This is a genomic window from Agrobacterium tumefaciens (genome assembly GCA_025559845.1).
GTDB lineage: Bacteria > Pseudomonadota > Alphaproteobacteria > Rhizobiales > Rhizobiaceae > Agrobacterium.
Genome location: CP048469.1, coordinates 1,158,709 through 1,181,459, shown reverse-complemented (window position 1 = coordinate 1,181,459; position 22,751 = coordinate 1,158,709). Strand labels below are relative to the sequence as shown.

At 59.5% G+C, this 22,751-nt stretch carries 21 protein-coding genes and 1 riboswitch; of the genes, 10 read left to right on the top strand and 11 right to left on the bottom strand.

What is annotated here, in order from left to right:
• Nucleotides 1–8: 8 nt before the first annotated feature.
• The 3 genes from FY156_05805 to crcB form a co-directional block, all read right to left on the bottom strand.
• Nucleotides 9–665: an HAD family hydrolase gene (locus FY156_05805; GenBank protein ID UXS01042.1), complete on the bottom strand. Its 657-nt coding sequence runs from the start codon at nt 663–665 to the stop codon at nt 9–11.
• The gene (locus FY156_05800; protein ID UXS01041.1) at nt 662–1,654 is read right to left on the bottom strand and encodes an RluA family pseudouridine synthase; all 993 of its coding nucleotides are present in this window, start codon (nt 1,652–1,654) and stop codon (nt 662–664) included. The genes FY156_05805 and FY156_05800 overlap by 4 nt, the downstream gene beginning before the upstream one ends.
• 64 nt (nt 1,655–1,718) lie before the next feature.
• Entirely contained in the window at nt 1,719–2,096 is a 378-nt protein-coding gene (gene crcB / locus FY156_05795) for a fluoride efflux transporter CrcB (protein UXS01040.1), read from the bottom strand.
• Between the two features lie 201 nt (nt 2,097–2,297).
• On the opposite strand from crcB, the gene FY156_05790 reads away from it, so the two are divergent.
• Nucleotides 2,298–2,627: a hypothetical protein gene (locus tag FY156_05790; GenBank protein ID UXS01039.1), complete on the top strand. Its 330-nt coding sequence runs from the start codon at nt 2,298–2,300 to the stop codon at nt 2,625–2,627.
• 100 nt (nt 2,628–2,727) lie between these two features.
• On the opposite strand, the gene FY156_05785 is transcribed toward FY156_05790, so the two are convergent.
• Nucleotides 2,728–3,711, bottom strand: a complete 984-nt coding sequence (locus tag FY156_05785; GenBank protein UXS01038.1) for a DUF1775 domain-containing protein — start codon at nt 3,709–3,711, stop codon at nt 2,728–2,730.
• Nucleotides 3,712–3,799: 88 nt separating this feature from the next.
• Nucleotides 3,800–4,216, bottom strand: a complete 417-nt coding sequence (locus tag FY156_05780) for a hypothetical protein (protein UXS01037.1) — start codon at nt 4,214–4,216, stop codon at nt 3,800–3,802.
• 131 nt (nt 4,217–4,347) lie between these two features.
• Between FY156_05780 and FY156_05775 the strand changes: the two genes are divergently transcribed.
• The 7 genes from FY156_05775 to FY156_05745 all read left to right on the top strand — a co-directional run bounded on the left by FY156_05775 (nt 4,348) and on the right by FY156_05745 (nt 14,915).
• Nucleotides 4,348–4,533 carry a DUF3008 family protein gene (locus FY156_05775; GenBank protein UXS01036.1) on the top strand — a complete coding sequence of 62 codons (186 nt, stop codon included), beginning with the start codon at nt 4,348–4,350 and terminating at the stop codon, nt 4,531–4,533.
• A 125-nt stretch (nt 4,534–4,658) separates the two neighbouring features.
• Nucleotides 4,659–4,746, top strand: a riboswitch (glycine riboswitch).
• A 150-nt stretch (nt 4,747–4,896) separates the two neighbouring features.
• Nucleotides 4,897–6,036: a glycine cleavage system aminomethyltransferase GcvT gene (gene gcvT / locus FY156_05770; protein UXS01035.1), complete on the top strand. Its 1,140-nt coding sequence runs from the start codon at nt 4,897–4,899 to the stop codon at nt 6,034–6,036.
• 30 nt (nt 6,037–6,066) lie between these two features.
• On the top strand, nt 6,067–6,429 hold the full coding sequence (gcvH, locus tag FY156_05765; GenBank protein ID UXS01034.1) for a glycine cleavage system protein GcvH: 363 nt from the start codon (nt 6,067–6,069) through the stop codon (nt 6,427–6,429).
• Nucleotides 6,429–9,293, top strand: a complete 2,865-nt coding sequence (gene gcvP, locus FY156_05760) for an aminomethyl-transferring glycine dehydrogenase (protein UXS01033.1) — start codon at nt 6,429–6,431, stop codon at nt 9,291–9,293. Before gcvH ends, gcvP begins: the two co-directional genes overlap by 1 nt.
• 299 nt (nt 9,294–9,592) lie before the next feature.
• Nucleotides 9,593–12,733: an autotransporter domain-containing protein gene (locus FY156_05755; protein UXS01032.1), complete on the top strand. Its 3,141-nt coding sequence runs from the start codon at nt 9,593–9,595 to the stop codon at nt 12,731–12,733.
• Between the two features lie 100 nt (nt 12,734–12,833).
• Entirely contained in the window at nt 12,834–13,637 is an 804-nt protein-coding gene (locus FY156_05750; GenBank protein UXS01031.1) for an endonuclease/exonuclease/phosphatase family protein, read from the top strand.
• 138 nt (nt 13,638–13,775) lie between these two features.
• Complete coding sequence (locus tag FY156_05745) at nt 13,776–14,915, top strand: diguanylate cyclase (GenBank protein UXS01030.1); 1,140 nt, start codon at nt 13,776–13,778, stop codon at nt 14,913–14,915.
• A gap of 3 nt (nt 14,916–14,918) precedes the next feature.
• Here FY156_05745 and FY156_05740 read toward each other — a convergent pair whose 3' ends face one another.
• Nucleotides 14,919–15,422: a hypothetical protein gene (locus FY156_05740; protein ID UXS01029.1), complete on the bottom strand. Its 504-nt coding sequence runs from the start codon at nt 15,420–15,422 to the stop codon at nt 14,919–14,921.
• Between the two features lie 145 nt (nt 15,423–15,567).
• Here FY156_05740 and FY156_05735 point away from each other — a divergent pair, with 145 nt between their 5' ends.
• Nucleotides 15,568–16,932, top strand: coding sequence for an MFS transporter (locus FY156_05735; protein UXS03034.1), 1,365 nt, complete (start codon nt 15,568–15,570; stop codon nt 16,930–16,932).
• 48 nt (nt 16,933–16,980) lie between these two features.
• Here the strand turns inward: FY156_05735 and FY156_05730 are convergent, their stop codons facing one another.
• The 5 genes from FY156_05730 to cobA all read right to left on the bottom strand — a co-directional run bounded on the left by FY156_05730 (nt 16,981) and on the right by cobA (nt 21,908).
• Nucleotides 16,981–17,793, bottom strand: coding sequence for a ferredoxin--NADP reductase (locus FY156_05730; protein UXS01028.1), 813 nt, complete (start codon nt 17,791–17,793; stop codon nt 16,981–16,983).
• Nucleotides 17,794–17,938: 145 nt separating this feature from the next.
• Nucleotides 17,939–18,445, bottom strand: coding sequence for a DUF934 domain-containing protein (locus FY156_05725; GenBank protein ID UXS01027.1), 507 nt, complete (start codon nt 18,443–18,445; stop codon nt 17,939–17,941).
• A gap of 13 nt (nt 18,446–18,458) precedes the next feature.
• Complete coding sequence (locus tag FY156_05720) at nt 18,459–20,129, bottom strand: nitrite/sulfite reductase (GenBank protein ID UXS01026.1); 1,671 nt, start codon at nt 20,127–20,129, stop codon at nt 18,459–18,461.
• 8 nt (nt 20,130–20,137) lie between these two features.
• On the bottom strand, nt 20,138–20,452 hold the full coding sequence (locus FY156_05715; GenBank protein ID UXS01025.1) for a DUF2849 domain-containing protein: 315 nt from the start codon (nt 20,450–20,452) through the stop codon (nt 20,138–20,140).
• Nucleotides 20,445–21,908, bottom strand: coding sequence for a uroporphyrinogen-III C-methyltransferase (gene cobA, locus FY156_05710; protein ID UXS01024.1), 1,464 nt, complete (start codon nt 21,906–21,908; stop codon nt 20,445–20,447). Before cobA ends, FY156_05715 begins: the two co-directional genes overlap by 8 nt.
• Before the next feature lie 250 nt (nt 21,909–22,158).
• Between cobA and FY156_05705 the strand changes: the two genes are divergently transcribed.
• The gene (locus FY156_05705; protein ID UXS01023.1) at nt 22,159–22,746 is read left to right on the top strand and encodes a nucleoside deaminase; all 588 of its coding nucleotides are present in this window, start codon (nt 22,159–22,161) and stop codon (nt 22,744–22,746) included.
• The last annotated feature ends 5 nt before the right edge of the window (nt 22,747–22,751 follow it).

Sequence of the window (22,751 nt, the reverse complement as noted above, 5' to 3'; positions counted from 1 at the left end):
GTATCGGCTTAGTCGGGAACATAGGCCGGAATTTCATTGGGATGGCTGACGACAGCGTCGGCGCCGGCTTTCCAGAGATCGTCAACCGAGGCATAACCCCAGGCAACCCCGATCGCCGTTGCGCCCGCAGCCTTGGCCATCTGCATGTCGTAGATGGCATCGCCGATGACGATAGTATCGGCCGGAACCATGCCGGTTTCATGGCAGCATTCCGTGACCATGCCCGGATGCGGCTTGGAGGGGCAATCGTCTGCCGTGCGCGACACGATGAAGTGCTGGCGCAAACCGTGCGTGTCCATGATGAGATTGAGGCCACGCCGCGACTTGCCGGTGACAGCGCCCATCAACACGTCATCACGGGTTGCCAGCCGGTCGATCATCGGAGCGATGCCGTCAAACAGCGGCTCCTGAAAACCGGCTTCGGCGCGGGTTTCCTGAAAGATCGCCTTGTAATGCGCGGTCATCGCCGTTGCCTCTTCATCGACATGCGGTTTGCCCTGCATGCGGGCAATGGCGATATCGAGGGTGAGACCGATGATTGCCTTCGTCTCGGAAATATCCGGACGATCGTAACCGAAATGCACGAAGGTGCGCGCCATGACCTCGTGGATAAGGCGCGCGCTGTCGACCAGCGTGCCATCACAATCGAACAGGACCAGTTTCATTCGTCGTCCTTGTCGCCATCAGCCTGGTCGAAACCGAGCAGGTTCCAGGTCTGCACCATGTGCGGCGGCAAAGGTGCAGTGATGCGCAGACGCCCGCCCGAAGGGTGCGGAATGTCGATGTGGCGCGCATGCAGATGCAGACGCTTCTGGACGCCACCGGGGAAATCCCAGTTCGGATCGTCGATGTAATATTTGGGGTCGCCGATAATCGGGTGGCCTATATGCAGCGCGTGTACGCGAAGCTGGTGCGTGCGGCCGGTGTAGGGTTCCATTTCCAGCCAGGCAAGGTTCTGCGCGGCGGTGTCGATGACCCGGTAATAGGATACGGCATGATCCGCACCGTCTTCGCCATGCTTGGCGATACGCATGCGGTCGCCATCCGGCGTCTGTTCCTTGACCAGCCAGGTCGAGATCTTGTCCTGGTGCTTGCGCGGCACGCCCCTCACCAGCGACCAGTAGGTCTTCTTGGTGTCGCGTTCGCGGAAGGCAGCCGTCAGCTTCTGCGCAGCACCTCGCGTGCGGGCAACCACCAGCACGCCGGAGGTATCACGGTCGAGACGATGCACCAGACGCGGCTTTTCGCCCTTCTGGCTTGTCCACGCTTCCAGCAGGCCGTCAATGTGACGGGTCACACCCGAACCGCCCTGCACGGCAATGCCGGCCGGCTTATTGAAGACGAAGACCTTGTCATCTTCATGCAGCAACATGCGCTTCAGGAGATCGCCATCTTCAGAGTGCTTGAGGTCCTTCGAACCGATCGGGCCGGTCTTGACCTTCGCATCTGATTCCAGCGGCGGAACGCGCACCATCTGCCCCGGCTGCACGCGCGCGTCGGTCTTGACGCGGCCGCCATCGACACGCACCTGTCCGGATCGCATGAGCTTCTGCAACTGACCGAAGCCCAGCCCCGGATAATGTACCTTGAACCAGCGATCGAGGCGCATACCGGCCTCATCGGCCTCGACCTTGATATGCTCGATACCTGCCATAAAAATTCCAGTCTTTCTGTCTGATCGCGCGCTCACGTCATCGGCGCGCCGTTTGGATCAGCCTTTAGAGCAAACTGCGTCCCAAGGCCAGCCCGGCAAAAACAGCAACGATCGAAACAACCAGTGTGGCGATGACGTAAACTGCCGAAAGGCTGAGAGCGCCACGTTCGAACAGGGCAACGGCATCGAGCGAGAAGGACGAAAATGTCGTGAAGCCACCGAGCACGCCGGTGACGATGAACAGGCGCATTTCCGACGATGCATTCAGGCGTCGCGCGATCAGTTCGACCAAAAGGCCGATCAGGAACGATCCCGCGACATTGACCACCAGCGTGCCCCAGGGGAAGGCAGGCCCGGCAACGCGCATGCTCCACATGCCGACGAGGTAGCGAAAAACCGAACCGATGGCGCCACCTGCAGCGACGAGTGCGATATTCAGCATCGATAATGTCTCCGGTCTAAAAAAGATATGACACGCCCGGACCATGGATGGAGAGGGCGGAAGGCGCCAACGACTTACCGTGCCGACGCGCCGATTTCACTAAAATTCAATTAAACAACCGCCTCCCGATTTAGCTTCACGGCAAGAGGTCATCAGTATTGTTAAGCTTTCATGACATCGGCAGCAGGGGCCGGAGGGTGAATGACACAGGTTCTTTCAGTTTCGGCGACCACGGCCGCCTATGCTCTTGAAGCACAAAAGCCCGTACAGCGCGTATCGCGCAAAAGCGAAGTAGAGCACGCCATTGAAGAACTGGCGCGCAAGGCCGAAACGGGCGACGACTTTCAGCTCAGAGGATTGATGACAGCCGTGCGCCCACCGGCGCTGACGCTCTACTTCCTCACGGCCGCCAGTCAGCGGCAGGAACCGCAGACGACGCTCTCAGAGGCCGTAGAGGCTTACGACGACAACAGCGGCAACAAAAACCCTGAAAGCGACGGCTCCAATCAGGATATCGCAGAGATCTTATAGCCCGATCTCCGGGCGATTGCGGTGCTGACATTGTCCGACGCCACAATCGCAGGATCGAGACCGCCGCAGCCAGGTTGCTCCGGCGGTCGTTTTGTTTAAATCAATTGTGCTGATGCTGGTGTTCATCGCCACCCTTGGCCGAACCGACTGACAAAATGACCTCTGCCTTGCCTGCCTTTTCAAAGGTTAGCGTCAGCGGGATCTTGTCGCCATCGGCGAAAGGCTTCTGCACGTTGAAGAACATGAAGTGCAGACCGCCGGGCTTCAGCTCCACCGTCTGACCGGCCGGGATAATGATACCGTCGTCGAGCTTGCGCATCTTCATGACGTCATTGACCATAGCCATTTCGTGCATTTCCGAGCGACCGGCTGCAGCGGTTTCGACCGCAACCAGCTTGTCATCGGCCGTGCCGGTGTTCTTGATGGTGACGTAACCGCCGCCGACCGGCTGACCCGGCAGCATGGCCCTGGAGACGCCGCCCGACAGTTCCAGGCTGCCGACGGTGACAACATCGGGTGCTGCCGCCATCGCCGCGTGGTCATGGTGCCCCTCGCCTTCGGTCTTCGCGGTCACGCGGATCACCGGTGCCGGGTTCTTCAGCGAATGGGGATCGACGCCCGCTGCCGCGACCTCATCCCAGGCGACCTTACTTTTGTCGCCGCAAAGCTGCGTGACCTTGAAGGCGAGGTTGCCGCCGGCCTCTACGCCGGAAACCTTACCCTGCACATTGAAGGTGTCGTAAAACTCATCCGGCAGTTCGCCGCCCTTCCAGCGGATTTCCACCGGACCGCTTTTGATCTCCTGCCCATGGTTCTTATAGGCCTTCTGGTAATCGCCCTTGATGATTTCCAGTTCCCAGCCGGCCTTGGGCTGCGGCTTGGCGGCAATGAAACCTTCCGGCAGCACCATGCGCACTTCCGTGGTGGCAAGGCCGCCATCGCAGCCGTGCGGCACCTGCAGCGCTGCAACGATGGTGCTTTCCTGCTCTGCCGAGCCATTGACGAAAGACGTGTGCGCAAATGCCTGCGCGGTGGAGGCTGCGGCGACAAGTGCTGTGCAGGCGATGATCTTGTGTGTTCTCATTTTCCGGTCCTTTGACTGCCGCCATATCAAGGTTCTGGCAGTCTCCCCTATGCCGCAAACGGGCGGCGTTTCTGATCGTTATGCGAGGTCAGGAGAAGAGAACGGGAGGGCCGCGCGCCTTTGGCGTTTCCAGGTTCTGATCATTGTGGACACCGCGCTCGACAGAGAGGCCGTTTTCAAGCCAGGCGAATTCGGTCTGCAGCCAGCTCTCGCCATCCGGCACGGGAACGAGAATGGACGAGGCGAGAAGGCAGGCTTCGCAAAACAGGATGGCGTCGCCGGAGTGATCGCTTTTGCCGTGGTCGACCTTGACGCCTTCGTCGTGCCCGAAGCAGATTTCGGCGAAGGTGCCATCCGGCAGTCTGTAGGTCTCATCCAGCACCGGCTGGGCTGGCGGAAGGGCGAACGACTTGTGGGCAAAACCGAGCGACAGCATCAGCACGGCGCAGAGGATGCGCAGCACCTTTTCCGTCGATGTCAGCCGAGCGTTCCATCCCATCGTCATAATCAAGGCGATACAGCGCTTTGCGGCGCGGAGCAAAGGGGAAATTGCCGCAACGGACCTGTCGGCGTGGGAACAATCGTCGCAGGGGAGCATTTTAATGGCGGCATCGCTCTTTCAGAGGAGGCAGACACATGCCGGCAAAATCCAAGGCACAACAGAAAGCCGCAGGCGCGGCACTGGCCGCAAAACGTGGCGAAACCAGCAAATCCAGTTTACAAGGTGCTTCAAAAGACATGGCTAAGTCCATGACAGAAAAAGAACTTGAAGATCTGGCATCGACCAAGCGCAAGGGCCTGCCGGAGCGAAAGGGCGACTGACCGTAAAGCGCCTGCGAATGGGGCATTCGCCGTTTTTTTGGGCGATGGCGCAGATAGAGCAAGAATCTGTTCAGTTGCGGCATTTGGTCCTTGCCAAGAGAGGGCCTTCGCAGATAATGAGCGTCGCATCATCGTTGGGAGAAACCGCTTGAGTGCGGTGCCGAAGGAGCAACCGCCCCGGAAACTCTCAGGCAAAAGGACCAGCGAAGATGACGGAACTCTGGAGAGAAGCCACCTTTCACAAGGACGGCTCGCCGAAGGGATAACAATCTCAGGCGACAAGGACAGAGGGGGCTCTTGAAACCGGCGCTTTTGCGTCACGACCTGAGCCCGCGCGTTTTCAGCGCAACCCTGGAGGCGTCCTTGGACGATACCGCCGCTCTTAAAGTTACCCCGCTTCATTCGTTGCACCTGTCGCTTGGCGCCCGCATGGTTCCATTCGCCGGTTACGACATGCCTGTGCAGTACCCGGCTGGCGTTTTGAAAGAACATATCCAGACGCGCACAGCCGCCGGTGTGTTCGATGTGTCCCACATGGGCCAGGTCATCGTCAAAGCCAAGTCCGGCAACAATGCCGATGCGGCGCTGGCGCTCGAAAAGCTGGTACCGGTCGATATTCTCGGCCTGAAGGAAGGTCGCCAGCGCTACGGTTTCTTCACCGACGAAAACGGCTGCATTCTTGACGACCTGATGATCACCAATCGCGGCGACCATCTGTTCGTTGTCGTCAATGCTGCCTGCAAGGACGCCGATGTCGCCCACATGAAGGCGCATATGAGCGAGACCTGCGACATTACCCTTCTCGACGACCGGGCGCTGATTGCGCTGCAGGGACCGCGTGCGGAAGAGGTTCTGGCCGAACTCTGGGCCGGCGTTTCGGAAATGAAATTCATGGACGTGCAGGAAGTGCCGCTGCATGACGTTGCCTGCATCGTCTCGCGCTCCGGTTACTCCGGCGAAGACGGCTTCGAGATTTCCGTGCCGGCCGACAAGGCAGAAGAAATCGCCAGGGCGCTGCTCGAACATCCCGATTGTCATCCGATTGGCCTTGGCGCGCGTGACAGCCTGCGCCTTGAGGCCGGTCTTTGCCTTTACGGCAACGACATCGACACCACGACCTCGCCGATCGAAGCATCGCTCGAATGGGCGATCCAGAAGGTGCGCCGCCTCGGTGGCGACCGTGAAGGCGGCTTCCCCGGTGCCGAGCGCATTCTGGGCGAACTGACCAGCGGCACAACGCGTCGCCGTGTCGGCCTGAAGCCGGAAGGCAAGGCACCGGTGCGCGGCCATTCGAAGCTGTTTGCCGATGCGGAAGGCAAGACCGAAATCGGCGAAGTGACCTCCGGCGGCTTTGGCCCCACGGTCGAAGGCCCGGTTGCCATGGGTTACGTGCCCACCGACTACGCTGTTGCCGGCAAGGCGATCTTTGCGGAAGTGCGCGGCAAGTATCTGCCGGTGACCGTTGCCGCCCTGCCCTTCATCACGCCCACCTACAAACGATAGTCTTTCTTCAAAACTCCCGGAGATTACCCGATGCTGAAATTTACCGAAGAACACGAATGGCTGAAGATCGAAGGCGATGTCGCCACCGTGGGCATCACCAGCCATGCCGCCGAACAGCTCGGCGACCTCGTATTCGTCGAACTGCCGGAAGTCGGCTCCACCTTTGCCAAGAATGGCGAAGCGGCCACTGTTGAAAGCGTCAAGGCGGCATCCGACGTCTATTGTCCGCTTGACGGCGAAATCACCGAAATCAATCAGGCCATCGTTGACGATCCTTCTCTCGTCAACTCCGATCCGCAGGGCGCCGGCTGGTTCTTCAAGCTGAAGCTTTCCAACGTTGCGGATGCCGATGCGCTGCTCGACGAAGCAGCCTACAAGGAGCTGATCGCGTAATGACGACGCCCACCGAATTCCATTTCACCGACTATCAGCCCTATGATTTCGCCAACCGGCGTCACATTGGGCCGTCGCCGTCGGAAATGGCCGAGATGCTCAAGGTTGTCGGCTACAAGAGCCTCGACGCCCTGATCGACGCGACCGTGCCGGCTTCCATCCGCCAGAAGACGCCACTCACCTGGGGTGCGGCTCTGACCGAGCGCGAAGCCCTCGACCGCCTGCGCGAAACGGCCAACAAGAACCTCGTCCTGACCTCGCTGATCGGCCAGGGCTATTACGGCACCATCACGCCGCCGGTCATCCAGCGCAACATTCTGGAAAACCCGGCCTGGTACACGGCCTACACGCCCTACCAGCCGGAAATCTCCCAGGGTCGTCTTGAAGCTCTGCTGAACTATCAGACGATGGTGTGCGACCTGACCGGTCTCGACGTTGCCAACGCATCGCTTCTCGATGAGGCGACCGCGGCTGCCGAAGCCATGGCCATGTGCCAGCGCGTCGCGAAGTCCAAGGCGACCGCCTTCTTCGTGGATGCCAACTGCCACCCGCAGACCATTGCCCTGATCGAAACCCGTGCAGCACCGCTCGGCTGGAAAATCATCGTCGGCAACCCCTTCACCGATCTCGATCCGGTGGACGTGTTCGGCGCGATCTTCCAGTATCCCGGCACGCACGGCCATGTCAGCGACTTCTCCGGCCTGATCGCCCGTCTGCACCAGACCGGCGCCATCGCTGCCGTCGCTGCCGACCTTCTGGCCCTGACGCTGCTCAAGTCCCCCGGTGAAATGGGTGCGGATATCGCCATCGGCTCGTCGCAGCGCTTTGGCGTTCCCGTCGGTTACGGTGGTCCGCATGCGGCCTACATGTCGGTCAAGGACGCGCACAAGCGCTCCATGCCTGGCCGTCTGGTCGGTGTTTCCGTCGATGCACGCGGCAACCGCGCCTATCGCCTGTCGCTGCAGACCCGCGAACAGCACATCCGCCGCGAAAAGGCGACGTCGAACATCTGCACCGCACAGGTGCTGCTGGCTGTCATGGCCTCGATGTACGGCGTGTTCCACGGCCCTCAGGGCATCAAGGCGATTGCCCAGCAGACCCACCAGAAGGCGGTTCTGATGGCCAAGGGTCTTGAAAAGCTCGGTTACAAGATCGAGCCGGAAACCTTCTTCGACACCATCACCGTCGATGTCGGTCACATGCAGGGCGTTATCCTACGTTCGGCCGTGGCGGAAGGCGTGAACCTGCGCAAGGTCGGCGCCACCAAGATCGGCATGAGCCTTGACGAGCGGACCCGCCCGGCAACGCTGGAGGCCGTCTGGCGTGCCTTTGGCGGCAACTTCGAGATTGCCGATTTCGAGCCGGATTATCGTCTGCCGAAGGATCTGCTGCGCACCAGCCAGTACATGACGCATCCGATCTTCCACATGAACCGCGCCGAAAGCGAGATGACGCGTTACATCCGCCGTCTTTCGGACCGTGACCTGGCGCTTGACCGCGCGATGATACCGCTCGGTTCCTGCACCATGAAGCTGAACGCGACAGCGGAAATGCTGCCGATCACCTGGCCGGAATTCTCCGACATCCATCCCTTCGTGCCGGCCAACCAGGCGCTCGGCTACAGGGAAATGATCGACGATCTCTCCGAAAAGCTGTGCTCGGTCACCGGTTACGACGCCTTCTCCATGCAGCCGAATTCCGGTGCGCAGGGCGAATATGCGGGTCTTCTGACCATCCGTAACTTCCACCTTGCCAATGGCGACACGCACCGCGACGTCTGCCTGATCCCGACCTCGGCGCATGGCACCAACCCTGCCTCCGCACAGATGGCCGGCATGAAGGTGGTTCCAGTCAAGGCACGCGAAAACGGCGACGTCGATATCGACGATTTCCGTGCAAAAGCAGAGCAGTACGCAGAAAACCTCTCGTGCTGCATGATCACCTATCCTTCCACGCACGGCGTGTTCGAGGAGACGGTGCGCGAGATCTGCGACATCACCCACAAGTATGGCGGCCAGGTCTATCTGGACGGCGCGAACATGAACGCCATGGTCGGTCTTTCCCGTCCCGGCGACATCGGTTCGGATGTCTCGCACCTAAACCTGCACAAGACCTTCTGCATTCCGCACGGCGGCGGCGGTCCCGGCATGGGCCCGATCGGCGTCAAGGCGCATCTGGCGCCGTTCCTTCCCGGCCACCCCTCGACGGACGGACGCGAGGGTGCGGTTTCGGCAGCACCGTTCGGCTCTCCATCGATCCTGCCGATCTCCTGGAGCTACTGCCTGATGATGGGCGGCGAAGGTCTGACGCAGGCAACCAAGGTTGCGATCCTCAACGCCAACTACATCGCGGCACGGCTGAAGGGCGCTTACGACGTGCTCTACAAGTCGGAAACCGGTCGCGTGGCGCATGAGTGCATCATCGACACACGGCCGCTGGCCGATAGCTGCGGCGTGACGGTGGACGATGTTGCCAAGCGTCTGATCGACTGCGGTTTCCACGCGCCGACCATGAGCTGGCCGGTTGCCGGCACGCTGATGATCGAGCCGACGGAATCCGAAACCAAGGCGGAAATCGACCGCTTCTGCGACGCCATGCTGGCCATCCGCGAGGAAGCCCGTGACATCGAAGAAGGACGCGCGGACAAGCTCAACAACCCGTTGAAGAATGCCCCGCACACCGTCGAAGATCTGGTCGGCGAATGGGACCGCCCCTACAGCCGCGAACAGGCCTGCTTCCCGCCCGGCTCGTTCCGCGTCGACAAATACTGGTCCTCGGTCAACCGCATCGACAACGTCTTCGGCGACCGCAACCTGATCTGCACCTGCCCGCCAATGGAAGCTTACGCCGAAGCGGCAGAATAAGGTCTGTAACCTTTACCTTGAAAGGCCCGGAGCGATCCGGGCCTTTTTTGTTGCGGCGCGGACGAAAACGTGCGGGCCGAACTCACTTCCTCTGGCCGGGCCGTTCCTGGTACCCCTTTAAATTCAGTGGTGCAAAAAGGCCGCTTGCTCGCATTTATTGAAATTCACCCGCATATGGACGACAGCCAAGAGGCAAGGAAAACGCTATTGCTGCGTGCAGGTATTCCAGAGAATCGCACCATCTCAAGTTGATTCACCAAAAGATGATATCGACGGCAAGCAAGACCGCAGCAGAAAAAATGAACAATAAAATCAGCAATATACCGTCGAAATTCCTGACATTCGGAAAGAATGGAGAAGGAGAGCCATCATTTTCCGGGACTAGATTCTCAGTCTTTTATCTGTCGAGATTCATCGCCTCACTTTTATTTCTGCTCTTTGCTTCCTGGACATCCAATGCCTACGCGCTGTCGGCGTCATGTACGACGCTAAGCTCGCTGGATACCAACTCTTTCAGCCAGATTTTTGCAGCGTCTTCCTTCAACAGTGATGAAACAGTCACAGTTTCCTATACAGACAATGGTGGCGACCCGAAAAATTCGCCTATCGAAGCAACTGATCGCGTTTTCGTGCAGGCTGCCAACTATTCCGATCCGTATGACGGGACGTATTACAGCAGCGCGAAAGAGGCAGGTCCCCACTTCTACACAATCACATCCAGCCAACTGACCTCAACCGGTCTCAGATTGCAGATTTCGACTGGAACCTACATCAGTACGGTTGCCGTACGCTGCACCGGCACATCCAGTGCACCGACATTGACATCCGTAAGTCCGTCCCAGGGGCCTGCATCAGGCGGTACGACGGTGACGATCACCGGGACGAACCTGACGGGTGCGACATCGGTGACGATCGGCGGCACGGCTGCAACAGGCATCACTGTCAACAGCGCCACATCGATCACGGCCACCACGCCGGCACACGCCGCTGGTGCGGCTGACGTTGTGGTGACCACGCCCGGCGGCACTGCAACGCTAGTCGGCGCATTTACGTATCATGCGCCGACGATCACCCTTTCTCCGCCGACATTGACCGGCGGAACGGTTGGTACGGCCTATAGCCAGACGATGACCGCTTCGGGTGGCGCTGCACCCTATTCTTTCGCCATAACGGCAGGAAGTTTGCCGACCGGCCTTTCCCTGAATACGGCCAACGGGATCATCAGCGGAACGCCAACCGCCTCCGGCCCCTTCAATTTCACTGTGACCGCAACCGATGCCAACAGTTTCATGGTGTCGTCGAGTTATACGCTTCAGATCTCGGCTCTCGAGCCCGTTGCTCATGACGTCTCAGCGACGGTTTCCGCAAATTCGACTGGCAATACGATCACGCTCGATATCAGCGGTGGTGCGGCAACCTCGGTCGCAGTCGCCTCGGGTGCATCGCATGGTACCGCAGCGGCAGCAGACACCTCAATCACCTACACGCCAGTCAGCGGATACTCCGGCCTGGATAGTTTCACCTATACCGCCACCAATGCCAATGGCACATCGCCATCCGCGACGGTGACGATAACCGTTACCGCGCCAACGATAACGCTGTCTCCAGCATCAGGCACGCTTCCAGCCGCGACGTTCGGAAGCGCCTACAGCCAGTCTCTCTCAGCCTCGGGGGGCATGGCTCCCTATCTGTATTCCGTCACATCAGGCAGCTTGCCTGCTGGTGTGACGCTATCGGGTGACACGATTACCGGAACGCCAACCACATCTGGAACCTTCAGTTTCACCGTGACCGCAACCGACGCCAACGGTGTTACGGTTTCGGGGGCTTACGTATTCAATGTCGCCGCCGTACCGGTGACACTGACCTTGTCGCCTGCAGCGGGTACGCTGAAGGATGCGATGGTGGGCGAGGATTACAGCCAGACGATCAGCGCCAGCGGCGGGAACGGAACACTTGTTTACAGTTTGACGTCAGGTGTCCTGCCGGACGGCCTATCGCTCAACCCCGCGACGGGCGAGCTTACCGGGCCTGTAACCGCCAATGCCGAAGCCAAGGATTACAACTTCACCATCCAGGTCGCCGACCAGAACAACGGGATTGGAACGGCAACCTACACATTGACCGTCAAACCGCGTTCGGTCACTGCCACGGATACGACGGTCGAGGTCGCGGCGGGTGCGACACCCAACAACGTAGACCTGACACGCGGGGCAACCGGTGGGCCCTTCGTCTCTGCCGATATCGTGTCGGTCTCACCGGCCAATGCCGGTACGATCTCGATCGTGCGCGGCGAGTTCGCGCAGTCCTCCACACCGACAACGCTCGGGTGGTATCTGAAGTTTACTCCCAATCCAGCCTATTCCGGCAGGGTCCAGGTGAATTTCAGCCTGACCAGTGCGCTCGGCATATCAAACACCGGCACGGTTACTTACAACATCAACTACGACCCTGCCGAGGTCGCGAACGAAATCGACGCGCTCGTGCATGACTTCGTGCGCAGCCGGCAGAGCATGATCTCTTCTGCGATCAAGGTTCCTGGTCTGCTGGAGCGCCGCCGGATAGCGCAGGCTTCCGACCCGGTGACCGCCAACATGACGCCGTCTGAAAACGGCATGACGGTGAATTTCTCCACGAGCCTTGCACAGATGGAATCCGCCCGTGACCGGTCTGATGGTGTTGGCGGCGGCTATGCATCGCCCTTCAACATCTGGATCGACGGCGCGTTCCTTGCTCATAACGACAGGGATATCAACGGTTCGAAGTGGGGCCGTTTCGCCATGATCAACATGGGCGCCGATTATCTTGTCAGCGACAGGGCTCTTCTCGGCCTGTCGTTCCACTATGATTACATGACCGACCCAACCGATACCGATGCGGAACTGACGGGCAACGGTTGGCTGGCTGGTCCCTATACATCATTTGAAATCGGCAAGGGCGTGTTCTGGAATGCCAGCCTGCGTTATGGCGGATCGTCGAACACGATCGACACGCAATTCTGGGATGGCGATTTCGACACGACGCGCTGGATGGCGGATACGTCGATCGAGGGCCAGCTCGATCTCGGAAACGACATGAGCCTGACGCCGAGACTTCGTGCCGTCTATTTCTCCGAAAATGTCGACGATTACACCGTCAGAAACGAGGCCGGGGATGCCTTGACCATCGAAGGTTTCAACGAGGAACAATTCCGGGTCAGCCTCGGGGCAGAAATTGCCCGCTCCTTCACGTTTGACGACGGCGCTAAGCTGACACCGAAGATCGGCCTGACGGGCGGTTATTCGGGCCTGGACGGCTCCGGCGCGTTCGGATCTGTCTCGATCGGTGCCGCCTGGCAAACCGACGATGCCTGGTCGGTCGAAGGCAGACTGCTATTCAACATCGAAGGCGATGGCGAAAGATCGGCGGGCGCCAAGGCTGGCATCTCGCGAAGGTTCTGACCCTTATGTTCGAGGCCCGGAGCGATCCGGGCCTTTTTCGTTCTGGATGGGCATTCCGTGCTACAGGTGACTTCGGGAGTTTTGCGGTGATGGAGGGGGAATGCGTCTGATTTGCCTGAACGGCTGGGGTGGAAAACTGCATGGGGAGATGATTGCCTATCTCGCGGCGGCCGATCCGGATATTCTCTGCCTGCAGGAAGTCATTCATACGCCAGCGGCGACGCAGGCGTGGTTGATGTATCGCGATCATGGCACCGATCTGGTGCAGCGGGCCAATATGCTCCGCGATGTGGCCGCTACCCTGCCCGATCATCTGGCCGTGTTTTGCCCGGCAGCACAGGGCGATCTCTGGGAAGGCGAGACGCGATATGACTCGCAATGGGGACTGGCGACCTTCGTGCGCAAATCCATTGCCGTGATCGGACAGGCACAGGGTTTCGTGCACGGGGCGTTTTCCGCCGATGGATATGGCGCGCATCCGCGCTCACGTACCGCACATGCCATTCGTGTTTTCGATTTTGCGACGGGACGGCCGGTCGTGATCGCCCATATGCACGGGCTCCGGGATCTCCAGGGCAAACAGGACACGCCGGAGCGACTGGCGCAGGCACAACGCCTCGTCCGGCTCGTGCGGAACGTCGCAGAGGGTGGCGACCGGATCATCGTCTGCGGCGATTTCAACGTTCTGCCAGACAGCGAGACCTTCGCCGTGCTGAAAGAACTCGATCTGGTGGAACTGGTAACGGGGCGTGGTTTTACGAGCACGCGCACCTCCCACTACACCAAACAGAACCGTTATGCTGACTACATGCTGGTCAATCCGGCCGTAAACATCGACAATTTCGATGTCGTGACCCGTCCGGAAGTCTCGGATCATTGTCCTCTACTGATTGATTTCACTTAGAAATCATCCGTCTGCTTTGCGCGTCATTGACGCAGGACAATACTGTGAACAGAGAGCGGATTGTCATTCGCCCAGGTCTGACGATATAAGGGCGCCTCGCTACGGCGTTTTTCCCATTTACAACCTGTCCAACGGCTTATGCTTTCCACCGTCGTCACATCGCTGAGCATTGTTGTCGTGAGCCTGCTTTTTGGCGTCGCGCTTCTGTTGGCGTGGCGTCAGTTCGGGTTGAAGCAACACGCGATGATCTGGGCGCTGTCCTTCATGTCGTCGGCCATCGGCCACGGTTTGCGCATCGTTGGCGGGCTGATGCCGGAGCAGCAATATCTGACGGCGATGCTGGCCTGCCATGCCTCCATCGGCAGTTTCGCGCTGCTGGCCTGGGGTTTCCGGCTCAGGGCTGGCAGGGATAATCGCGGTGTCGCGATCACCTGGATCGTCTCGACCCTGTTCATTCTCGTAGCCTGGGCGTTCCAGTTGACCGAATGGCGCATGTTTTCGCGCATGGCGACCGCCATTGCCGACGCCGCCTTCGTGGGCATCATCGTTTACACCCTGCGCGGCGCCACCGGCATTGCGCTGACCGTCCGGCGCATTCTCACCGTTTATGGCCTGTATATCAGCAGTGTCGCAATTGCCGCCTGGCTCGCGCGGGCGGGCGGCGAAATCGCCGACGCCAGCTTTATCGTCGTATTGTCGATCGGCACGCCGACCGGCATGATCGGAACCGGCATTCTGACGCTGATGATCGTGGCGGCCGATCTTGCCAAGGAACTGAAACGCCAGGCCCGCCATGACTACCTGACGGGTGTATTGAACCGGCGTGGTTTTGAAGAAGAAGTGGAAAGGCGGATCGCACTTCGCCACACTCCACGCGGAATTGTCGTCGTCACCGATATCGACCGATTCAAGACCGTCAACGACCGCTTCGGCCATGCTGCCGGTGACACCGTGATCAAGCGTTTTGCCGACCATATTGATAGCTTTGCGGGCGTGGATCACCTTGCCGCACGTATGGGTGGGGAAGAGTTTGCGCTGTTCCTGTCCAGGGCGGACATGAAGGATGCCCTGAAACTGGTCGAGACGATCCGTGAAGGTGTTCCGGCACTGTTTGCCGATTGCGACAGCGATCTGCCGATTACCGCAAGCTTCGGTCTGGCCGTGATCAATCCCGGAGAAAGCTTTTCTTCCGCCTATGCCCGCGCCGATGTTGCGCTTTACCAAGCCAAGAACACCGGCCGCAACAGAACAATGGTTGCGGACGCGCTTGCCGCGTAAGGCTTACCGCACCAGTCGGATATCGCTTGTCACCACCGTCTTGCCGGTCTTGCCGTCCTTGTCGGTTGTGCGCAGTCTGAGGCCGTTCGCACCGACCTTTTCGATGGTCATTGCGGCCACGCGGTCACCATTGATATCGCGGTTCCAGCGCACAGTCAGGTTGATGGCATTTCCCCGGCGATTGCCAGACAGCGCCGAAGGACGGCCAGACGGACCGGTGTAGGTGCCGGTGTAGCGCGCCCCGCTGGCGGTCAGGTCGGCCGCGATGGCGCGGTTGACGACAACCAGTCCACGGCAATTGCCTGACATGCTCAGGGCAGCACTTCGGGCATCCGAATTCAACGTGCAATTCACCGAAAAAGCCGGTGCACCGATGCGGGTGATGACCGTTCCCTTGCCCGTCCACGTGCCTTCAAGGGACGAGAGAAATGCGCTTTCGTCAGCGGCAGCGGGCTGGGCTGCCACGATACCGGCGAGTGATAACAGGACTGCGGCTGTGCGTTTCATGGCGTCGATCCGTAAGTTTAGACGGACGGTAACTCGCTGAGCCGGACAAATGTTCCTGTGCCAAGGCAGGCTTTTCACCGGTTTTTACAAGCAACATGCGCGATCAGGCTTTTTAGTTTTCCAATGCAACCAAATCCGGCGGCATCTGTTCTTCGCGAACCTCGATGACGCCAAGCATCACCACCGCTATATTTCCGGAGCACTTCTCATGACGGCCCTCAGCGTTTCTGCGCCGCAAGGCAGCCCCTCGGCCGGTCATTCCTCCGGCGGTGCGCCGCGAGCCGGCGGCCTATCTGACCGCACCCTGTTTGCGCTTGCTGCGCTGAACTTCTTTCTTGCCGATGCACGGGATGGGCTCGGTCCGTTTCTCGATGCCTTTCTTGCCACGAATGGCTGGTCTTCGCTGTCTCTCGGTCTCATTGCCACGGTTGGCGGCCTGGTCGGCCTGATCGCCACGCCGCTCTGCGGCGCACTGGTGGATGGCACGACCTGGAAACGGATGCTGATTGCCGTGCCTGTGGTGCTGGTCACCATCGGCGCCCTCATCACTCTGATCTTTCCCGATGTCTGGATCGTCTGGACCGGGCAGATCATGACCGCCGTGGTGGGTGCTGTCGTCGCACCTGCCCTTGCCGGCCTCACGCTTGGCCTTGTCGGTGAGCGCCTGTTTTCACACCAGATATCGCGCAACGAGTTCTGGAACCATGGCGGCAACTTCGCCTCGCTGTTTGCGACCTATGTCGCCGTGTCCTTCTTCGGCCTGCATGGGGTCATCGGCCTGATGTTGCTCACGGCTGTTGGCGCGCTCATCGCAACCGCCGCCATCGATCCGCACCGTATCGATCACAAGGTGGCGCGCGGTCTTGGCGAGGACAAGGGCGAGCCCGGCCCTTCCGGTTTCAAGGTGCTGCTGCAGGAACGCGGCCTGATCTTCCTCGCCATCATTCTGCTGGTCTTTCATTTCGGCAATGCGCCAATGGGCCGGCTGATCGCCCAGGACTTCGCCATCGAACTGCAGACGCCGTTCCGCACCACCGCGATCATCACCGGCGTCGCGCAATTCGCGATGATCTTCGTTGCTGCCCTGGCACCCTGGCTGATCCGCCGTTTCGGACTTGCAACGGTGTTTCTGATTGCGCTGATTGCCCTGCCTATCCGGGGTTTTCTGGCATCGGCCTTCACGGATTTCTGGGTGATCTTTCCGGTGCAGTTTCTGGACGGTATCGGTGCTGGTCTGCTCGGCATCGTCACACCTGTGGCAGCCGAGCGCATTCTCAAGGGTACCGGACGCTTCAATGTCGGCCTTGCCAGCGTCATGACAGTACAGGGCATCGGCGCGTCGCTCAGCAACGTGGTGGCAGGCTGGCTGGTGACGCAGGGTGGCTACTCCCTGTCCCATCTCGTCGGCGGCGGTATCTCGGCCATCGCCATCGGCCTCTTTCTCATCTACCGCAACGAAATCGCGCCGAAGGAGCATGATGAGGCGGCAGAGGTATCACACGGCCAATAAAAAAGGAGGCCGTTGGGCCTCCTTCAAAATCTCGGTCTGTGGCGCGGCTTAGCCGACGAATGCACGTTCGATGACGAATTCTGCCGGCTTGTTATTGGCGCCTTCCGTCAGGCCTGCTTTTTCGAGCAGCGCCTTGGTGTCCTTCAGCATGGCTGAGGAACCGCAGATCATGCCGCGGTCGATCGCCGGATCGAAAGGAGGCACGCCAAGATCGGCGAACACCTTGCCGTTTTCGATGAGGTCGGTAATGCGGCCGGTGAAGGCGTAATCTTCACGGGTGACCGTGGAGTAGAGCTTCAGCTTGTCGCCGACGATTTCGTTCAGGAACTCGTGGTTCTTGATTTCTTCGACCAGATCGAAACCGTATTTCAGTTCGGCCACATCGCGGCAGGTATGGGTCAGAATGACCTCATCAAACTTTTCGTAGGTTTCCGGGTCACGGATCAGGCTTGCGAAGGGCGCAATGCCGGTACCGGTGGAAAGCATGTAAAGGCGCTTGCCGGGGGTCAGCGCGTCGAGAACCAGCGTGCCTGTCGGCTTCTTGCGCATCAAGACCGTGTCGCCGGGCTTGATGGCCTGCAGGTGCGAGGTCAAAGGACCATCGGGAACCTTGATCGAGAAGAATTCCAGTTCCTCATCCCAGGCCGGGCTTGCGATGGAGTAAGCACGGTAGATCGGCTTTTCGCCAACCATCAGGCCGATCATGGCAAACTCGCCGGAACGGAAACGGAAACCGGCCGGCCGCGTCATGCGGAAGCGGAACAGGTGATCGGTGTAATGCTCTACCGAAAGAACCGTCTCGGCGTAAACACCATCAGGTATCTTGATCGCAAAATCTTCCGTCTTGGCTGGCGCGTTCATTTCTAGTTCCGTCCATATTCGATAAGCGACATTCTCCGACCGGGCAATTATACCATTTCTGCCCGGTTTTGAAGGCATGAGAATGCCAATACTGCCATGCATTCAGGAAATATGTATCTGAAACTCATATTTCCATGGCGACGCGTCACACAGCGACGCGGCGTCGCCAGCTATAGGTCTCGTTACCGGTCGCGGCACGGGCCGTCGGCTGGTAATAGACGTCGATCGCCGGAAGCCGGTTTTCCGACAGGCGGCGGATCGCGGTTTGGTTGGTCACTGCAAAGCTGGTGAAGCCGGTGCGCAACATCAAGGGCACCTGATCGATCAGCACATCGCCAACCGCCCTCACCTCGCCGGTAAAGCCGAGACGGCTGCGCAACAGCGAGGCATGGCTGAAACCACGCCCGTCGTTGAAGGCCGGGAAGCTGACCGCCACCAGGCCGATACGGTCGAGATATGGCTCAAGCTTCGTCACGTCGTCGGCGGGCGCAATCAGCACGCCCAGACCAATATCGTTGCTTTCACCCACCCGCGTCAGAAAGGCGTCGAGCGGCAGAAGGGCCTTCTGGCCGTCCTCGGCCTTCACCTCTTCCGTTTCGATCACCCAAGGATCGTTTTCGACGAAACCGCTTTCGTTCCAGATCTTTGTCATCGTCTTGGTCTCCTCAGGCGGCTTCGGCGGCAGAGCCATAGAGCGCATCCTTGAACGGCTGCGGGCCCACACGGCGGTAAGCTTCGAGGAAGGTTTCTTCCTTCGACTGGCGAAGACCGAGATAGGTATCGACGATGGTTTCCACCGCGTCGGTGACCTTTTCCGGTTCGAAACCGCGACCGATGATTTCGCCGATCGACGTGTTTTCGTCTCCGGAACCGCCAAGCGTGATCTGGTAGAGTTCAGCACCCTTCTTTTCCACGCCAAGCAGGCCGATATGGCCGACATGGTGGTGACCGCAGGCATTGATGCAGCCGGAAATCTTGATCTTCAGTTCGCCAATTTCAGCCTGACGCTCCGGTGCGCCGAAACGCAGCGAAAGCTCCTGGGCAACCGGAATAGAGCGTGCATTGGCAAGCGCGCAATAGTCCAAGCCGGGACAGGCAATGATGTCGGTGATGAGACCAGCATTGGCGGTTGCCAGATCCGCACCGACCAGCGCGCGGTAAACCGGCTCCAGATCGGCCAGCGCCACATGCGGCAGGATGATGTTCTGCTCATGGCTGATACGGATTTCGTCGAAGGCATATTCTTCGGCGATATCGGCCACCAGATCCATCTGCGCATCCGAGGCATCACCCGGAATACCGCCGATCGGCTTCAGCGAAATCGTCACCATGCCGTAGTCGGGATGCTGGTGCGGCGCGACGTTCTGCTCGACCCAGCGTGCGAAACCTTCGTCGGCACGCTTCCAGCGGGCCAGACTTTCCCAGCCTTCCGAACGGTCCTGCAGTTCCGGCGGAGCGAAATAGGTGGTGATCGCGGCGATATCGGCGTCGGGCAGCTTGAGTTCGCCGTTCTTCAGTTCGGCAAATTCAACTTCGACCTGGCGCGCCAGTTCTTCCGCACCGGTCTCATGCACCAGGATCTTGATGCGCGCCTTGTACTTGTTGTCGCGGCGGCCGTGCAGGTTATAAACGCGCATGATGGCCGTGGTGTAGGACAGCAGGTCTTCTTCCGGCAGGAAGTCGCGGATCTTCTTGGCGATCATCGGCGTGCGGCCCTGACCGCCGCCGACGTAAACGGCAAAGCCGATCTCGCCCTTGTCGTTCTTTTTCAGATGCAGACCGATATCGTGGACCTGAATGGCGGCGCGGTCACGCTCCGCACCCGTGACGGCAATCTTGAACTTGCGCGGCAGGAACGAAAATTCCGGGTGGACCGACGACCACTGGCGCAGGATTTCGGCGTAAGGACGCGGATCGGCCACTTCATCGGCGGCTGCACCGGCAAAATGGTCTGCGGTGACGTTACGAATGCAGTTTCCCGAGGTCTGCAGCGCGTGCATTTCCACACTGGCCAGCTCGTCAAGAATATCCGGCGTGTCGGCCAGGCGCGGCCAGTTGTACTGGATATTCTGACGCGTGGTGAAATGGCCGTATCCACGGTCATACTTGCGGGCAATGTGCGCCAGCATACGCATCTGTTTTGAATTCAACGTGCCATAGGGAATGGCAACACGCAGCATGTAGGCGTGCAATTGCAGATAGACACCGTTCATCAGGCGCAGCGGCTTGAAGGCATCTTCAGCGAGTTCTCCGGACAGGCGGCGGGCCACCTGATCGCGAAATTGCTCAACACGGCCCTGAACGAAAGCGTGGTCGAACTCGTCGTAACGGTACATCGTATTCCTCAGACTGCGATAAATGCTGCATCGGCCGGCTTGAAGCCGGTGGCGTATTGAACGGTAGGGCCGGCCGCACGGATGCGTTCGCGCAGGCGGGTCGGCCACAGGCGACCATTTTCCTCGACGACATCGACAATGTTGACGTCAACGACCTTGTTGGCGGAAAAATCGCGTTTGCCGATTTCCTCCAGCGAAGCAACGGCTTCCGCATGGCGCGCCACCAGGGAGTTCTGGAGGTTTTCCGTCCATTCTCCATTGGCATCCAGCCAGACGGCAATGCCATCGTCCAGACGGTTGGCGGTCAAAACCTTGTCAGCCATTCTCATACTCCCGCTTAAGGTCCCTGGTTCTTGCCGAAAGAGCAAGAGCCTCAGACCTGTCAAAATTGGCGCCCGCGACGGCATCGCCGATGATAACCATGACCGGGCCGGTCAGTTCATCACGATGTTCCAGATCGGGCAAATCCTTCAATGTGCCATGCAGCAGCTTGCGATCGGCACGGCTGGCGTTTTCGATCACGGCAACCGTGGTTTCAATGCCAAGACCGGCATCCATCAGGCGGGTCGCGACCGAAGCGGCAACGCTGCGGCCCATGTAGACAGCAATCGTCGCACCCGAAACGGCCAGTCGTGCCCAGTCGGGCAGCACGTCGCCGGTCAGGTCGTGACCGGTGGTGAAGATCAGCGACGAGGCAACGCCACGCAGTGTCAGCGGCAATTCGAAATCGGCAGCCGCAGCAAAGGCCGAGGTGATACCGGGTACGATCTCGTAACCGATACCGGCATGGCGCAGAGCCGCCATTTCTTCACCTGCACGGCCATAGACCAGGGGGTCGCCGGATTTCAGACGGACGATGCGTTTGCCTTCCTGTCCCAGGCGCACCAGCAGGCGATTGATCTCGTCCTGCGACTTGGTGTGACAGCCCTTGCGCTTGCCGACAGAAAGACGCTCCGCGTCACGGCGGCCCATATCGACAATGGCCTGCGGAACCAGCGCATCATAAACGATGACGTCGGCTTCCATCAGAACGCGCTGGGCGCGCAGCGTCAGAAGATCTTCCGCGCCCGGACCTGCACCGACCAGCCAGACATGGCCTTCGCTGCGTTCAGGCGACTGCAGCAGGCTTTCCGCGCTACGGCGAGCAGCGGTTTCATCACCCACGGCAACCGCATCCGCGACGCGGCCGGAGAAGAACCGACGCCAGAAGTTGCGGCGCAGAGCGCCCTTCGGAACATTGTCTTCCGCTGCATCGCGATAATCGACGGCAAGGCGTGCGAGCCTGCCAAGCGACGGTGCCAGCATCTGGTCGATACGCGCCCGGATCATCTGCGCGAGAACCGGGCCGGCGCCTTCAGTGCCGATGGCAACGGCAACAGGCGCACGCGTGACCAGAGCGGGCGTGAAGAAATCGCAAAACGCAGGCTGATCGACCGCATTGGCCGGAATTTTTCTGCCACGCGCTTCCGTCACGATCTGGCGGTCCAGGCTTTCATCGCCGGTCGCGGCAAAGACCAGTGTTGCGCCATCGATCAACTCGGCGGAAAAGGCGAGCGGGCGATAATCGATACCGTTCTCTAGGAGATAACGCTTGAATGCGTCTTCAGGCTGATCGGCAAAAGCGACGATATGTGCGTTGGTGTTGGAGAGCAGCCGGACCTTGGCGAAAGCTTCATCGCCATTTCCGAACACGATAACGACCTTGCCTTCAACGCGGAAAAACGCGGGGAAAGTGGAGAGCCGTTCATCAGCTTGCGGAAAGCGGGTATGATTATTCATGCCACATGTATCCCGCATTTGCCGCGAGGAATGAAGAAACAGAAATTCATGCCGTTCGCGCGGTTGGATTTTTATTTCTCGACCGGTGGGGTTTTTGAGGAAATCCAACCGCAAGGGTTTTTACCCAAGACGAATCCCGCCTTGCATCCCTTGACAAAAGCGGCTTCGAGCCAAAAAAGAGGACATTGTTTTCTAACGGCATTCCGCTCGGAAGCCGCTTTCCGTTCCGCCGGCACAAAGGACGATCACCGTGGCCAGCAACACCATCGCCGCCCGCCTTCTCGACGTTATCGAACACGACATCCTGCCGCTGACGGCGCGCGGTGTCAGCCTTGGAAACAAGGTTTTCGGCGCCGCCATTCTGCGCAAGTCCGACCTGTCTCTGGTCATTGCCGAAACCAACAACGAGCTGGAAAATCCGCTCTGGCACGGTGAGGTCCACACCCTCAAGCGCTTTTATGAACTTGGCGAAAAGCTCAACACCAAGGACCTGATCTTCCTGTCGACGCACGAACCCTGCACCATGTGCATGTCGGCGATCACCTGGGCCGGTTTCGACAATTTCTACTCGTTCTTCAGCCACGAAGATTCGCGCGACGCTTTCGCCATTCCGCACGACCTGAAAATCCTGAAGGAAGTGTTCGGTCTGGAGCCCGGAGGATACCGCCGCAACAATGCCTTCTGGAACTCCTATTTCATCTCCGACCTGGTGGAGAGCGAAGCCGACCCGCTGAAAAGCGAACTGAAGGCGCAGACGGCCCGCATCAAGGCCGCCTATGACGATCTTTCGAACAGCTACCAGGCATCGAAGACCGACAACAACATTCCGCTCAACTGAACCGG

What these genes read in the sequence shown, in the direction of transcription:
- FY156_05790 (UXS01039.1), top strand. Translation starts at nt 2,298, where the DNA reads ATGACACAGGTTCTTTCAGTTTCGGCGACCACGGCCGCCTATGCTCTT.
- FY156_05720 (UXS01026.1), bottom strand. Translation starts at nt 20,129, where the DNA reads ATGTACCGTTACGACGAGTTCGACCACGCTTTCGTTCAGGGCCGTGTT.
- FY156_05800 (UXS01041.1), bottom strand. Translation starts at nt 1,654, where the DNA reads ATGGCAGGTATCGAGCATATCAAGGTCGAGGCCGATGAGGCCGGTATG.
- FY156_05730 (UXS01028.1), bottom strand. Translation starts at nt 17,793, where the DNA reads ATGAACGCGCCAGCCAAGACGGAAGATTTTGCGATCAAGATACCTGAT.
- FY156_05785 (UXS01038.1), bottom strand. Translation starts at nt 3,711, where the DNA reads ATGAGAACACACAAGATCATCGCCTGCACAGCACTTGTCGCCGCAGCC.
- FY156_05755 (UXS01032.1), top strand. Translation starts at nt 9,593, where the DNA reads ATGAACAATAAAATCAGCAATATACCGTCGAAATTCCTGACATTCGGA.
- FY156_05745 (UXS01030.1), top strand. Translation starts at nt 13,776, where the DNA reads ATGCTTTCCACCGTCGTCACATCGCTGAGCATTGTTGTCGTGAGCCTG.
- crcB (UXS01040.1), bottom strand. Translation starts at nt 2,096, where the DNA reads ATGCTGAATATCGCACTCGTCGCTGCAGGTGGCGCCATCGGTTCGGTT.
- gcvH (UXS01034.1), top strand. Translation starts at nt 6,067, where the DNA reads ATGCTGAAATTTACCGAAGAACACGAATGGCTGAAGATCGAAGGCGAT.
- cobA (UXS01024.1), bottom strand. Translation starts at nt 21,908, where the DNA reads ATGAATAATCATACCCGCTTTCCGCAAGCTGATGAACGGCTCTCCACT.
- FY156_05740 (UXS01029.1), bottom strand. Translation starts at nt 15,422, where the DNA reads ATGAAACGCACAGCCGCAGTCCTGTTATCACTCGCCGGTATCGTGGCA.
- gcvP (UXS01033.1), top strand. Translation starts at nt 6,429, where the DNA reads ATGACGACGCCCACCGAATTCCATTTCACCGACTATCAGCCCTATGAT.
- FY156_05780 (UXS01037.1), bottom strand. Translation starts at nt 4,216, where the DNA reads ATGACGATGGGATGGAACGCTCGGCTGACATCGACGGAAAAGGTGCTG.
- FY156_05750 (UXS01031.1), top strand. Translation starts at nt 12,834, where the DNA reads ATGCGTCTGATTTGCCTGAACGGCTGGGGTGGAAAACTGCATGGGGAG.
- FY156_05805 (UXS01042.1), bottom strand. Translation starts at nt 665, where the DNA reads ATGAAACTGGTCCTGTTCGATTGTGATGGCACGCTGGTCGACAGCGCG.
- FY156_05775 (UXS01036.1), top strand. Translation starts at nt 4,348, where the DNA reads ATGCCGGCAAAATCCAAGGCACAACAGAAAGCCGCAGGCGCGGCACTG.
- FY156_05725 (UXS01027.1), bottom strand. Translation starts at nt 18,445, where the DNA reads ATGACAAAGATCTGGAACGAAAGCGGTTTCGTCGAAAACGATCCTTGG.
- FY156_05715 (UXS01025.1), bottom strand. Translation starts at nt 20,452, where the DNA reads ATGGCTGACAAGGTTTTGACCGCCAACCGTCTGGACGATGGCATTGCC.